The following is a 12607-nucleotide window of genomic DNA, read 5'->3' as shown; positions in this document are numbered from 1 at the left end:
CCAATCATACAAATTAGCTTCTGATGTATTCAACGCAAAGTCGCGACTGCGAGGGGATACAAGCGGATGCCGAAAAGCTTCAATAGAGTAGGCGCAGATTTAATGTATATCTCGTTATGAAAAATTTAGAATCATTCGAATCTTTTGCAAGTGAAGAAATAGAGCTGTCAACTATTGGTGGCGATGCCCTGATCCCTACTTCTTATAGCGGAGCAGACGGAGCTACCGGCTCAGATTATTATGATGATGTAAACCAGCGCGTGGTTTATCTCAATAATTAATCTTTACTCTGTGCAGGTATAGGCAACTATACCTGCACATGATTTTTATATATAATTATAGTGCTATGGACAAACAGCACCTGCTATACGAAATCGCCTTGATAGGTGTGGATGACAAGAAGTACAGGTTTGCCATAGGGAAAGCCATGAGGCTTTATGGAGAAGACTCCAGCGAAGTGAAAACGTTATGGTCACAACAAAAAACGCTTGATGCTATAAACCAGCAGAAGATCGAGACCATTATTGGTGAATATGGATATCCGGGTAAGAGCCTGGTGGGCAGCAAACTTCAAAACGTTGCACTCTTTGTTATACAGCATGCTTCCCTGGAAATGCAGGAACATTATCTGCCTGTCATTTTTGAAGCAGCCAAAAATGATGAGCTTCATAAGCTGCCGGTATTGATGCTCATGGACAGAATTCATCTTAATAAATATGGTAAGCAGATATTCAGGTCGCAGAGTATATGGAATGAAGTAAAAGGTAAATACGAACAGGCGCCTATAGATGAAACAATAGATGCCGATTCTATACGGATCGCCCTGGGACTTAAGCCGGCTATAGTAAATTAAACTGCATACCCGAAACGAAGATATAAATGACAGCGCGTGGCCGAGTTAGTATAGCAATTCCTGTATTGATAGCTCTATCATTTGTTAAGGTTTATTCTCAATCAGGTTATTATCCACCCAAGCCTGAAGCCTTATCGCAGGCAGAATACGACAATGGTAAGTTGATACTAAAAAATTCCTATTCGCAAATGCGGAATGCAACAAACGGAATTGTTGCTGCAGATTACTGGAATATAGCAGTTGCCTACTATAAGATGGGGCAACCTTCTGATTCCGTACTGAAATATCTTTTTAACGCTCAGCGTATTGATGAGAGTTCTTTTTGTGAACTGGTCTATCAGGATGGGAAACACAAAAATGGAATGGAGAATACTTCCTTTTATAAAGGTCTTGGCGATGGTTATAAATATATAGTAGAGAATTGCAAAGGTAAATTAAGCAATGAGGCTTTTCCTGATCCTGTACAATACGCCAGGAAGAATGGATATGATGTTGACTTGATCGTGAAATTAAATAACATCCGCGGAGCCGATCAAAAATACAGAGCGCCATCCTTTATCCCCGATAAGCAAAAGCCTTTGGATGAACAGAACATTAAAGAAATAGAAACAATTATACATCAATATAATTATCCGGGAAGGACGCAAGTTGGTAAGGAATATGAAAGTATAGCCTGGCTTGTAATACAGCACGCGGCATTGGAATACCAGGAGAAGTACCTGCCGGTAATTTACGATGCCGTTGTCAAAAAAGAACTTGACAGCGCACCGTTGAAAATGTTGATCGACAGGATATACGTTGGCAAAAAGATCGGACAGATTTTTGGATCACAGCTTGGGGCTGGTTTTGCCAATGAAGAAATTATAGCGAAGGTTCGCCTGGAGTATAATCTTCCCTATTGAACAGCAATCCGTTGGAGAAATGAAAATAACGCGGATGCCGAAAAGCGTAAAGAGTAGGCACAATTCTAAACTAAAGCCATCTATGAAAAATTTGGAAGCATTTGAGAATTTTAGAAATGATCAGATCGAAAACCTCGAACTGATCTTTGGCGGTAACTTAAGCGAAACAGGCGATGAAAAACTCAACGCAGAAAGTGGTCAACCTCAGGATCTGTATGATGATGTGAACAAGCGCTATATCTTCTTCAATTAGAATAAATAACACCACCCTGCGCAGGGTGGTGTATTTTTCCAGACGTTGTATGATTTTTATCAATTCAATTATAAACGATCCTTCTACCAACGAGGTGATAGATTGGATTAAAAGCTATAGCGATATGAACCTTATCCGGTTGAACCCGGAGGATATAGCGATTGAGTTAAGTATATATATTGATGATTGCGGGAGAATAACAGGACAGGTTACATTCCTGGTTCGTGGTCAGCGGATCATTATTTCACTGGAGCAGATAACCCGCTATTGGTATAGGAGAGGGAGTATAAATTTTAAAAGCCCTGAGCAGTTTAATAATGCTATGGAATTGGAACTGCAGGACTACCTGGATAAAGAATGGAAAGTAGTATCACATTTCGTATTTAATCGTCTGCAGGAAAAAAGAAAACTGGGAAATATAAAAGACAACCAGATAAACAAGTTAGAGGTTTTGGTGAAGGCATCTGCAGCAGGGTTAGCTGTGCCTGAAACAATACTGACTACAAGCACGGAGAGCTTACCTGATTTTCCGCTCATAACAAAATGTTTCTATCATGGAGGTTTTTCTATAAAAAAGCAATTCAGTGTAGGATCATTAACGCAGGCAGTGAGCCGGCCGGTATCTTCCATGCACTCAACTTTCTTTCCATCACTTTTTCAAAGTCATGTTAAAAAGAAATATGAGCTGAGAATATTTTACCTCAAGGGTGATGTATACTCTGCCGCTATATTTTCACAAAGGAATGGAAAGACATCCGTTGATTTTCGGAATTACGATCGTGAAAAGCCTAACCGGGTAGTGCCCTATAAATTGCCACTGTCAGTAATAGATAAAATAAGGATACTTATGGAGAACCTGCAGCTGGATAGTGGTTCGATCGATATGATTGTAACACCCCACAATGAATATATATTTCTGGAAGTAAATCCTGTTGGTCAATTCAAACAGGTTTCAGTGCCTTGTAATTATTACCTGGAAGAGAAGATCGCTAATTATTTGTTGGGAAATGTTGCATAGCAAAGCAGAACTGGAAAAACTGATCAGCGAAAAGATGCAGGTAAACGAACTGCCTTATGTTGCTATACACTGGGAAGTATCGGAAGCAACGCCAGGCAACGATACAAGGGCTTGCTATAGTAATTATTACAACGGCTATATTCTTCCAGATCTGCCAATAAAACCGATTACTTCACCATTCGAGTTTAGCTGAGATGATAAATAAGAACCGCTACCTGAAAGTATTTTCGGATTGTATACCGGTAAAAGGATTTTCAAGGTCATGTATATATGATCTCACGCGAAGAAAGTATTACCCTGTTCCCAATTCGTTGGCGGACATTCTGCTTGAATATGATGGGAAGCTAATCAGCAAGATATATGAAGACTTCGATAACAATCCTGTGCTCGAAGAGTATTTTAAATTTTTGACTGATAGAGAAATTATTTATGAAGCTGAAGAGCAGGAATTGTCACAATTACCAGCTCTCAATATGGAGTGGAAGCATCCGTCAAGGATCATCTATGCAGTAATTGATATTGATAAAGAAACGCTATTTGCGGCAGACAGGCTACGCTATACATTTGATCAGCTGGGTATTCAGCATTTGCAGATACGCCTGCTTGACTGGATGAATATAGGTTTTGTAAAGAATCTGCTGGAGGTATTTCAGAATACCAGACTCCGCTCAATAGAATTGATTGTTCCTTATCGACTGGACTATGAAGATATACTCTCACAGCTTCGCGATTGTAATCATAAAATTCTATTGGTATATGTTTATGAAGCACCGACTGTAAAAGTTATTGCAAAACCTCACATAATATTGACCACCGATACAGCCCAGGCATTGCGGATGGTTAAGACCGCCAGCCCAAAATACTTTTCTGTGAATATTCAGTTTTTTACTGAAGCGCATCACCACCATACATTTTATAATCGAAAGATATTTATCGATAACAAGGGTGTTCTTAGGAGCAGCTTGTTTGCAGACTATACATTCGGTCATGTTGATGAAGTCGATGCAGCAGCAGTGATAGATTCACCAGACTATCAGGTATGGTGGCATGTTCGGAAAGATGATACTGAGGTTTGCCGTGATTGTGAATTCAGGTATATGTGTACAGATCAGCGTATACCGGTGAAGAAAGGAGAATTATGGTCTCATCATGACCGTTGCCGATATGATCCCTATAAAGCAGAATGGAGTCCGATAGAAGGGAATAATGTAAACGCTGTAGTATGAAGAATGTATTTCATAAGTTTCCGCACTATCATCAAACCGGAAAGATGGACTGTGGTCCTGCGTGTCTTCGCATAGTGGCAAAACACTATGGTAAAGCTATATCGGCAAAAGCGCTTCGCAGAATTACAGAGACCAATAGAGCCGGCACATCACTTTCAGGCCTGAGTGCAGCTGCGGAGAAAATAGGCATCAGAACGTTGAGTGTAAAAATAGATCTGACCAAACTTAGCCAGGAGGCTCCGTTGCCTTGTATAGTTTTCTGGAATAACAATCACTTTGTTGTGTTATACAAAGTACACAACGGCAAGTACTATATTTCCGATCCTGCTCACGGATTGCTGGTTTACAGCGAGGCAGAATTTATGCAAGGCTGGCAAGGCAATTTGCAGAATGGAAAAGGAATTGTTCTTCTGTTGGAAGCTACACCAAAATTGTCGGAAATGCAGTTTGATGGTAGTAGTGAGTACCAGAGCGGGTTTGGACTAAAATATATACTATATTATTTCAGGCAGTACCGGCCCTATATATATCAGCTTTTCTGGGGTGTAATGGCAGGAAGTTTACTGCAGCTTGTTTTGCCTTTTCTTACACAGGGAATTGTAGACGTTGGTATAAAAAATCAGGACTATAACCTGGTGTCATTGATCCTGTTGGCCCAGGTACTTTTATTTATAGGGCGCACGTTTGTTGAAACGATGCGGAGCTGGATCTTGCTGCATTTAAGTACACGCATTAACATATCGCTTGTATCCGATTTTTTTGTCAAGCTGATGGGACTGCCTATTTCGTATTTCGACTCTACCCAGACAGGCGAAATTTTTCAGCGCATTAATGATCATACCAGGCTTGAAAAATTAATGACGGGATCTACACTCAATGTTGTTTTTTCTTTTTTCTCTCTGTTGCTGCTCGGTGCCGTGCTGGCTATTTATAGTATAAAGATATTCTCTGTATTTCTGCTGGGCACAGCTTTGTATTTTCTCTGGATTGTATTCTTTCTGCGAAAGCGAAAGGATCTTGACTATATAAGATTTTCGCAGGTAAGCCAGGAGCATAGCAAAACGATTGAACTCATCAACGGAATGCAGGAGATCAAACTTCACAATGCAGAGAGACAAATGCGCTGGGGCTGGGAAACTTTACAGACACGGCTCTTCAAAATTTCAATAAAGAGTTTATCATTGGAGCAGACGCAATCTGTAGGATCGTTATTTATCAACGAGATCAAGAATATACTGATGATCTACCTGGCAGCGCAGGCTGTGATTGAAGGCGAGATGACATTGGGTATGATGCTGTCGGTATCGTATATCATTGGACAGCTGAACGGTCCGGTATCGCAATTGGTAACATTTATACATTCGTTTCAGGATGCCAAGATTAGTCTTGACAGAATTGCCGAGATCCATGAACTGGATGATGAAGAAAAAACATCGGAGGAAAAAATTTCGGCTATCGAAGGTTCACAGGATATATTTCTGCAAAATGTAAGTTTTAAATATCCGGGAAGTAACAAGCCTGTTTTGGATGAGGTAAGTTTCTCGATCCCTAAAAATAAAGTAACTGCTATTGTGGGTATGAGTGGCAGCGGAAAGACCACTCTTATGAAACTGTTGCTGGGTATATATAAACCTGTTGCCGGTACTATAGCACTTGATAAAAAAGATTTTACTCATATTTCAGTACGAGCCTGGAGAGATAAATGCGGGGTTGTAATGCAGGAAGGTTTTATATTCAACGATACCATAGAAGCAAATATAGCGATAGGTGTTGAACAGGTAGATATTGAAAGACTGATCCTGGCTTCGCGTCTTGCCAATATAGGCGACTTCATCGATAGCATGCCACTGGGGTATAATACTAAGATCGGGAATGAAGGTTTAGGATTAAGCACTGGCCAGAAACAACGCTTGTTAATAGCGAGAGCTATATATAAGAATCCGGATTACCTGTTCTTTGATGAAGCCACCTCTGCCCTGGATGCCAATAACGAAAAGGCGATCATTACAAACCTGGAGAATTTTCTGCGTAACCGAACCTCAGTAATTATTGCGCATCGCCTCAGCACAGTAAAGAATGCCGATCAGATTGTTGTGATCGATAAGGGTAAGGTATTGGAGATCGGAAATCATAAGTCTCTCATTGAATTGAAAGGAGCTTACTTCAATCTGGTAAGAAATCAGCTTGAACTTGAGAAGATAGCCGCTCCCGTACAACCTGTGGACAGTAAAGTTGTTTTGAATTTTTCATAGAAGTTTATGCCCGAAAAATCAGAAGTAAATAACTTTTCAGAACGATCTGAAGAAGTGAAAGAAATACTTTCAAAGATACCCGGTAAAATTTTACGTTGGGGATCGGGATCTATACTCTTTGTGATCTGCGTTTTTCTATTGACCGGAACAATTATAAATTATCCGGATACGGTAGCAGGGAAGGTGAAGTTAACCACCACGGTTGAACCTTCCTTTATCTATAATTTGAACGAAGGCTATCTCGAACAAATCTACATAAAGGAAAATTCAATAGTCAGTAAAGGGCAGATAGCAGCGGAGATCAGAAGTGTAATGCAAATTGACAATATCAACTTTCTGAATATAGTGATAGCGGATACAAAGAAGTTATTGAATGAAGAGATCCAAACACTATCGTTTAATGACAATGATCTTGTATTCGGAGCGGTGCAGGATGATTATAACAATTTGAAAAAGCAGATATATGATTATCAGCAATTGCATCATCAATACTTTAGAGAATCTATTATCCGACTGGAGGCGAAGATAAAAACGTATAAAGAGCTATCGGCAGTTATAAAAGAGAAACTGATGGTAGGAGAAGAGGAGCTCAAAAATGCCAGGCTTCAATATGAGATTGATGAGCGATTGTATACCCAGCAGGTTATTGCAAAATCAGACTGGCTTGAAAAGACCAGTCGCTATAATCAAAAGAAAAATGATTACCAGGTTCTGAAAGAATCACTTCTGCAAAACGAACTGGTTATAAAAGATATTGAAGGCCAGATCGCTGATTTGGATTACCAGTATGCTGAAAAGCGGGAAAAGCTGAAGAACGATATAAGTCTGTCGTTAAAAGTAATTGATAACTATAAGTCGGAATGGAAACAGAACTATACTATAATTTGCCCGATAGAAGGTAAGTTGAAATTCATCCGGAATATATCTACCGGTGAATTTTTAAAAAAGGAGCAGCCTATAGCACTGATCATTCCGCAGAATCAGGATATAAAAGCAAAAGCACAGGTGCCGGTAAAAGGCTTTGGAAAAGTGAAGGTGAATCAGAAAGTACGCATTACACTGGAAGGTTTTCCGTATCAGGAGTATGGCTATTTTTATGGCACCATACTGTCCATTAGCGAAGCCCCGCTTGATGATAATTATGAAGTAATAATTGACTTACCCGATGAACTGATTACTTCCTATCATCACAAAATTGATTACAAGCCCAACCTTGTGGGCACAGCAGAGATCATCACAAGAGATTATTCATTATTAGAACGATTCTTTTACTCTACCCGTGGGGCCCTTTCAGGTATAAGCGAGAAATAATGTTTTGTTGGTTTCATCAAAGTATATTTTGATCAAACTATTGCAAGTAAAAAGCCCTTGCAGCATTTCGCTTGCAAGGGCTCCGATTGGTTAGGCTCCTCTATCAACCTCTCTTGTCAGTCGCCAATCGTTTTTGTTGATGTTACTCCGTTGAGTGTTATTGTGATAGTTTTGTTAGTGCATGTTCCATCGCCAAAGTCAATCAGTAAAGTATCGGTGCGATATATAGTTTCCAATGTTCCGCTTACGGGTGCTTTTCTTCGTCCTTCGCAGGCTATATTTTCAATCAGCGATGAAGTAGTTTTGTGAGCGTATATCACGGTGCCGTCAGAGGCCGTAACGCTGGTATTTACATCGGTAGTTATAGTACCACTCGCAGGCAAGCCGGTAGATTCGCTTATCGTGAAAGCCGATACTCTTGATTTATCCGATTTCCATTCTGTTACCGTTCCATCTTTCAATGTAATTTTCCCGTTGGTTACGGAAGTTGTAGATGATCCGGAACCTGTTGAAGAATTGTAAGTAGAGATACGTGTTTTAGTACCTTCGATCTTGATATCGTTCACCGAGTAATTATCAAAGGTTGTTACTTCGGTTATAGTAGAACCATCTTTACTTCGTGTAATAATGATCTTGCCTGCACGGGTAATTTCAACCGTATCTCTTTTATAGGTTACACCGGTGCCAAAATCAATTTCTGTTTTCACGATGCTGGTCAGCAATGAATCATATAGGGGAAACTGATGTCCGCTAAAGCTATAACCTTGTGGTCCATCATTCAGATAGAATGGAATGGTAACTGTTTCGCCTGAAGCGTTATAGTTGGTAATGGTGGCTCCGCCATTTTTTGAAATGCGCAGACCTCGTATATCAGCCGCACTCTCGGCATCTACAATGGCCAGTAGCTCATCCGTGGGAGCCAGTAAATTTAGGCCATCTAATATACCCTTGTGGCGATTATGTCTTGCACCATTTAGTCCGGGTTTGCAGTCGGTAGTAGTACTGGTACTATCGGTACTGCTACCGGAAATTCTGAAACTTGTACCACTCGCGAGCTGACTCGAAGTCTGGGCAACGTCCAGTGAAGTTTGATCAATGCTGGATCCGGATGTACTGCTATCATCGGAGTTCAGTTCTTCATTATTGCAGCTTAGTGCAAGGATGAATACAGAAGTGATTAGAAGAAATATCTTTAATTGCTTCATAAGATTTTATTTTTTTCTGTAACTACAATACGATGGAGACGCGGCTACATTGCGCAGCAGGTATATTTCCCTAGACCTTTATGGACAATGTGTAGACGAATGAACCGGATGTGATTCCAAGCTTGTCAGATTAGATGACCGGAAAAAATAAACGGCTATATTTTATAGCCTGCAAAGGATTGAGACTATAGATTGCCATAAATTCAGGTTGGGCGGTTGCGGCAGGTATTTTTTTCATTACTTCCTTTTCATTAAGTTTAGATTAGCAAAAGGTTATCCACCCCTAAACTGATGAAGATGCCGGACCTCTCGGATATCAGAGACCTTTTATACCAGGCTTCCCAGGGCGATCAGCTTGCTTTTCGCAGGCTCTTTCATGTATACTCTCCGAAGGTTTATAGTTTTGCTTTGCGGCTTACGCATTCAGGCACCTTGGCAGAAGAAGTAGTGCAGGATATATTTCTGAAGTTGTGGTTATTTAAAGAGACCTTAGATGCTATTCAGAATTTTGAGGCATATCTTTTTACACTCACGCGCAATCATACTTTTAACCAATTGAAGCGCATAGCGATTGAGACAAACGCTATAAATAAATTGGAGAAAGAATTGACAGAGGCGCACCACGAAACAGAAGAAACAATTCTATACCGCGAGTCGCAGCACATCCTTAATCAGGTAGTCAGCAATCTGCCACCGCAGCAAAAGTTGGTATATGGAATGTGCCATCAGGAAGGTCTCAAGTATGAGGAAGTTGCACAGCGCCTCAACATATCGCGTCTCACCGTAAAGACGCACATGCAGCAGGCTTTGCGTACGATCAAAGCTCACTTCTCCGGACTGATCAGTCTTGTATTTGCTTTTTTATACTGAGCGGTTTCTCATAGTAAAATTTTTTTCTTCCTCCACTACTCCTTTTTAACGGCCCGGTTGTCATACTATAAAACCACTGTGTATGGACAGCGCCCGGTTAACGTATCTTTTTCACCGTTATATTAATCAGACCTGTACGCCTGAAGAGCGGCAGGAGTTTCTGGAACTTATTAGCCAGGCCGACTACCATGCGCAGGTGAAAGACCTGATGAAAGGACTTTGGCAAACACTCCAACCGGAGGAAGTATTACCAAAAGATAAAGCTGAAAGTATACTGCTGGACATTTTTCGGGCTGCACCTATAGAGGAACTTTCTTCCACCAGAAATTTTTTCTCGTGGCGTAAAGTAGCTGCCGCTATAATCCTTGTCATAGCATGCGCTGCTGTACTATATATCTACACAAAGCCTTCTGCCTCTGCATTGGCAGTAGCACCTATTGATGCACCTCATCAAATAATAAATTTACCGGATGGCAGCCGGGTAATACTGAATGCCCGGAGTACACTGGAATACCCTGCATCTTTTGAGGATAAGAGCAGCCGTGAAGTAACACTTACAGGAGAAGGATACTTTGATATACAGCACGATGTCACAAAACCATTTATAGTATATACCGGAGAGGTGAAGACCATTGTATTGGGAACTGCTTTTAATATTAAAGCCTATCCCGATGAAAAGAATATAACCGTTACCGTAACGCGCGGCCGCGTAAAAGTAAGCGATGCCCGAAACGTGATCGGTATCATTACGCCCGATCAGCAAATAACCTTTAACAAAGAAGAACAGGCCTCGCAGCAGCAAACGGTGGATAGCCGTACCGTTGTAGCCTGGTCAGATAAAGACATATTCTTTGACGACAGTACATTGGAAGAAGTCGCACAGCAATTGGAGCAGCGATTTCATATACGCATCACGTTCGATGCAGCACAATTAAAAGAATGTCGTTTTACTGCCACGTTTGTCAGTGGCGAAAGCCTCGATCAGATCCTCACCGTGATCTGTGAATTTAACGGCTCGCATTTTAGCAGGGATGATAACGGAAATATACTCATCAGCGGAGGTGGATGCTGATTGGAACAAAGACATTTTAACCTGAACATAAAGAATAACCTCTAACCCAAACCAATCCTATGAAGAAACTATACACATGATTTGAAGTCTCCCGAAGACTCCCCGCCAGGGGCAGGGAGTTTCTTCAGAAAGCTCCTGTTGTCCGACTGGCATCGGCAACAGGTGTGTTTTAAATAATTCCTCAATCACTTAAAACATATCAAAAATATGAATTTTTCTGTGTCTCATGCAGAAGGGAGTCCGGGTTTTACCCCTGTGGCAAACCTTGCATGGCTGATCCACAAACCCCATATCCGTCAGCTTATGCGTATAAGTTTACTGTTCATGATACTTTCACTTACGTGTCTCACAATGCTTTTAGCCACACCAGGCAGAGGGCAGGGTGCAGAAACTATACAGGTAACACTCGAACTTCGCGATGAGTCGCTCGTATCAGCACTGCGCAAGATCGAGACACTTACACCCTTCCGTTTTGTATACCGGCATAAAGAAGTGAAGTCCATCGATCACATCACACTGTCTGAAGGAACACGAACAGTATCGGAAACCCTTTCCATTTTACTGGATGATAATTCGTTTACCTTCCGGCAGATCAATAACAACATTCTCATTGAACGCAAAGACGAATCAGAAGACAGCGAATCCACAGAAGAACCGGTCAGTGCTGTACTTCAGCAGCGTGTAGTACAAGGTCGCGTAACTACAGGTGAAGAGAACACTCCGTTGCCGGGAGTAAGTGTATTGGTGAAAGGAACGCAGACCGGTACTGTTACCGATGCAGATGGTAAATATAGTCTGAATGTAGCAGCGAGCGATGCTGTATTGATGTTCTCCTTCATCGGGTATAAAACGCAGGAGATTGTTGTTGGTGAACGAACTACTGTAGATATAGGGCTGGAAGCCGATATAACACAACTGACCGAAGTAGTAGTTACTTCGTTTGGTATAGAACAGGAGAAACGCTCCGTGGGTTTTTCGGCACAATCGGTAAAGGGAGATAACCTGATTCAAACACGACAACCAAACCTGGTGAGTGCGCTTCAGGGGCAGGTATCGGGTGTACAGATCACCAATGCAGGAGGTGCACCCGGAACAAGTTCGCGAATTGTTATCCGGGGTATAACGTCTCTGAACACTGATGCCAACAATCAACCGTTGTTTGTGATTGATGGTATACCCATTGATAATAGCACCGATGAATCTCCCAATACATCGCGCGGACTCAGCAACCGTGCGGCTGATATAAATCCCAATGATATAGAGTCGGTAAATATACTGAAAGGAGCAGCAGCCACTGCGTTGTATGGCGTGCGTGCAGCGGCTGGTGCTGTGGTGATCACCACTAAAAAGGGAAAGGCCGGTGGCGTGCGCATTAACCTGAACAGCTCTATGGGTTTTCAGAAAGTAAACCGTTATCCTGATTTTCAAACACAGTACGGACAAGGCTGGTATGGTGTAGCCGATCGCACCAGTGTATATCCGGCATGGGGTGCACCCTTCAGTTCAGAAACAAGTATAGATCCCACCTATAGATACTATGATAACTACAGGAATGTAATGCAAACCGGTAAATCGTTCGATAATTACCTGAGCGTTTCCGGAGGCAACGATGTGGCTACGTTCTATACTTCGGTTACCAATACAA

General features: G+C 41.5%; 13 protein-coding genes. 12 read left to right on the top strand and 1 reads right to left on the bottom strand.

The window, feature by feature from the left end; translation table 11 throughout:
* The first annotated feature begins 116 nt into the window (after nucleotides 1-116).
* The 9 genes from VIN08_RS05670 (at nucleotide 117) to VIN08_RS05630 (ending at nucleotide 7815) form a co-directional block, all read left to right on the top strand.
* On the top strand, nucleotides 117-281 hold the full coding sequence (locus tag VIN08_RS05670; protein WP_331961522.1) for a hypothetical protein: 165 nt from the start codon (nucleotides 117-119) through the stop codon (nucleotides 279-281).
* A gap of 65 nt (nucleotides 282-346) precedes the next feature.
* Complete coding sequence (locus VIN08_RS05665) at nucleotides 347-853, top strand: DUF6624 domain-containing protein (RefSeq protein WP_331961519.1); 507 nt, start codon at nucleotides 347-349, stop codon at nucleotides 851-853.
* A gap of 188 nt (nucleotides 854-1041) precedes the next feature.
* Nucleotides 1042-1755: a DUF6624 domain-containing protein gene (locus tag VIN08_RS05660; protein ID WP_331961516.1), complete on the top strand. Its 714-nt coding sequence runs from the start codon at nucleotides 1042-1044 to the stop codon at nucleotides 1753-1755.
* A gap of 82 nt (nucleotides 1756-1837) precedes the next feature.
* Nucleotides 1838-2008: a hypothetical protein gene (locus tag VIN08_RS05655; protein ID WP_331961513.1), complete on the top strand. Its 171-nt coding sequence runs from the start codon at nucleotides 1838-1840 to the stop codon at nucleotides 2006-2008.
* 49 nt (nucleotides 2009-2057) lie between these two features.
* Nucleotides 2058-3026, top strand: a complete 969-nt coding sequence (gwsG, locus tag VIN08_RS05650; protein ID WP_331961510.1) for a grasp-with-spasm system ATP-grasp peptide maturase — start codon at nucleotides 2058-2060, stop codon at nucleotides 3024-3026.
* Nucleotides 3016-3219: a hypothetical protein gene (locus VIN08_RS05645; protein WP_331961507.1), complete on the top strand. Its 204-nt coding sequence runs from the start codon at nucleotides 3016-3018 to the stop codon at nucleotides 3217-3219. Before gwsG ends, VIN08_RS05645 begins: the two co-directional genes overlap by 11 nt.
* A gap of 1 nt (nucleotide 3220) precedes the next feature.
* Complete coding sequence (gene gwsS / locus VIN08_RS05640) at nucleotides 3221-4252, top strand: grasp-with-spasm system SPASM domain peptide maturase (protein ID WP_331961504.1); 1032 nt, start codon at nucleotides 3221-3223, stop codon at nucleotides 4250-4252.
* Nucleotides 4249-6504, top strand: coding sequence for a peptidase domain-containing ABC transporter (locus VIN08_RS05635; protein WP_331961501.1), 2256 nt, complete (start codon nucleotides 4249-4251; stop codon nucleotides 6502-6504). The genes gwsS and VIN08_RS05635 overlap by 4 nt, the downstream gene beginning before the upstream one ends.
* A 6-nt stretch (nucleotides 6505-6510) precedes the next feature.
* Nucleotides 6511-7815, top strand: a complete 1305-nt coding sequence (locus VIN08_RS05630; RefSeq protein ID WP_331961498.1) for an HlyD family secretion protein — start codon at nucleotides 6511-6513, stop codon at nucleotides 7813-7815.
* 116 nt (nucleotides 7816-7931) lie between these two features.
* Here VIN08_RS05630 and VIN08_RS05625 read toward each other — a convergent pair whose 3' ends face one another.
* A complete protein-coding gene (locus VIN08_RS05625) occupies nucleotides 7932-9020 on the bottom strand; it encodes a hypothetical protein (protein WP_331961495.1) in 1089 nt (362 codons plus the stop codon).
* 291 nt (nucleotides 9021-9311) lie between these two features.
* Here VIN08_RS05625 and VIN08_RS05620 point away from each other — a divergent pair, with 291 nt between their 5' ends.
* From VIN08_RS05620 to VIN08_RS05610, 3 genes are all read left to right on the top strand, one after another.
* Entirely contained in the window at nucleotides 9312-9890 is a 579-nt protein-coding gene (locus tag VIN08_RS05620; RefSeq protein WP_331961492.1) for an RNA polymerase sigma-70 factor, read from the top strand.
* A gap of 82 nt (nucleotides 9891-9972) precedes the next feature.
* Nucleotides 9973-10962, top strand: coding sequence for a FecR family protein (locus VIN08_RS05615; RefSeq protein WP_331961489.1), 990 nt, complete (start codon nucleotides 9973-9975; stop codon nucleotides 10960-10962).
* A 207-nt stretch (nucleotides 10963-11169) separates the two neighbouring features.
* On the top strand, nucleotides 11170-12607 hold a 1438-nt coding region (locus VIN08_RS05610), incomplete at its 3' end, for a carboxypeptidase-like regulatory domain-containing protein (protein ID WP_331961486.1).

The sequence above is a fragment of the Ohtaekwangia sp. genome (genome assembly GCF_036568665.1).
In the GTDB taxonomy this organism is placed as follows: Bacteria; Bacteroidota; Bacteroidia; order Cytophagales; family Cyclobacteriaceae; genus Ohtaekwangia.
Note: the sequence above shows the minus strand (reverse complement) of the source record. Positions and strands in the feature narration are given on the sequence as shown.

What these genes read in the sequence shown, in the direction of transcription:
- gwsS (WP_331961504.1), top strand. Translation starts at nt 3,221, where the DNA reads ATGATAAATAAGAACCGCTACCTGAAAGTATTTTCGGATTGTATACCG.
- VIN08_RS05665 (WP_331961519.1), top strand. Translation starts at nt 347, where the DNA reads ATGGACAAACAGCACCTGCTATACGAAATCGCCTTGATAGGTGTGGAT.
- VIN08_RS05615 (WP_331961489.1), top strand. Translation starts at nt 9,973, where the DNA reads ATGGACAGCGCCCGGTTAACGTATCTTTTTCACCGTTATATTAATCAG.
- VIN08_RS05630 (WP_331961498.1), top strand. Translation starts at nt 6,511, where the DNA reads ATGCCCGAAAAATCAGAAGTAAATAACTTTTCAGAACGATCTGAAGAA.
- VIN08_RS05670 (WP_331961522.1), top strand. Translation starts at nt 117, where the DNA reads ATGAAAAATTTAGAATCATTCGAATCTTTTGCAAGTGAAGAAATAGAG.
- VIN08_RS05625 (WP_331961495.1), bottom strand. Translation starts at nt 9,020, where the DNA reads ATGAAGCAATTAAAGATATTTCTTCTAATCACTTCTGTATTCATCCTT.
- VIN08_RS05620 (WP_331961492.1), top strand. Translation starts at nt 9,312, where the DNA reads ATGAAGATGCCGGACCTCTCGGATATCAGAGACCTTTTATACCAGGCT.
- VIN08_RS05645 (WP_331961507.1), top strand. Translation starts at nt 3,016, where the DNA reads ATGTTGCATAGCAAAGCAGAACTGGAAAAACTGATCAGCGAAAAGATG.
- VIN08_RS05635 (WP_331961501.1), top strand. Translation starts at nt 4,249, where the DNA reads ATGAAGAATGTATTTCATAAGTTTCCGCACTATCATCAAACCGGAAAG.
- VIN08_RS05660 (WP_331961516.1), top strand. Translation starts at nt 1,042, where the DNA reads ATGCGGAATGCAACAAACGGAATTGTTGCTGCAGATTACTGGAATATA.
- gwsG (WP_331961510.1), top strand. Translation starts at nt 2,058, where the DNA reads ATGATTTTTATCAATTCAATTATAAACGATCCTTCTACCAACGAGGTG.
- VIN08_RS05655 (WP_331961513.1), top strand. Translation starts at nt 1,838, where the DNA reads ATGAAAAATTTGGAAGCATTTGAGAATTTTAGAAATGATCAGATCGAA.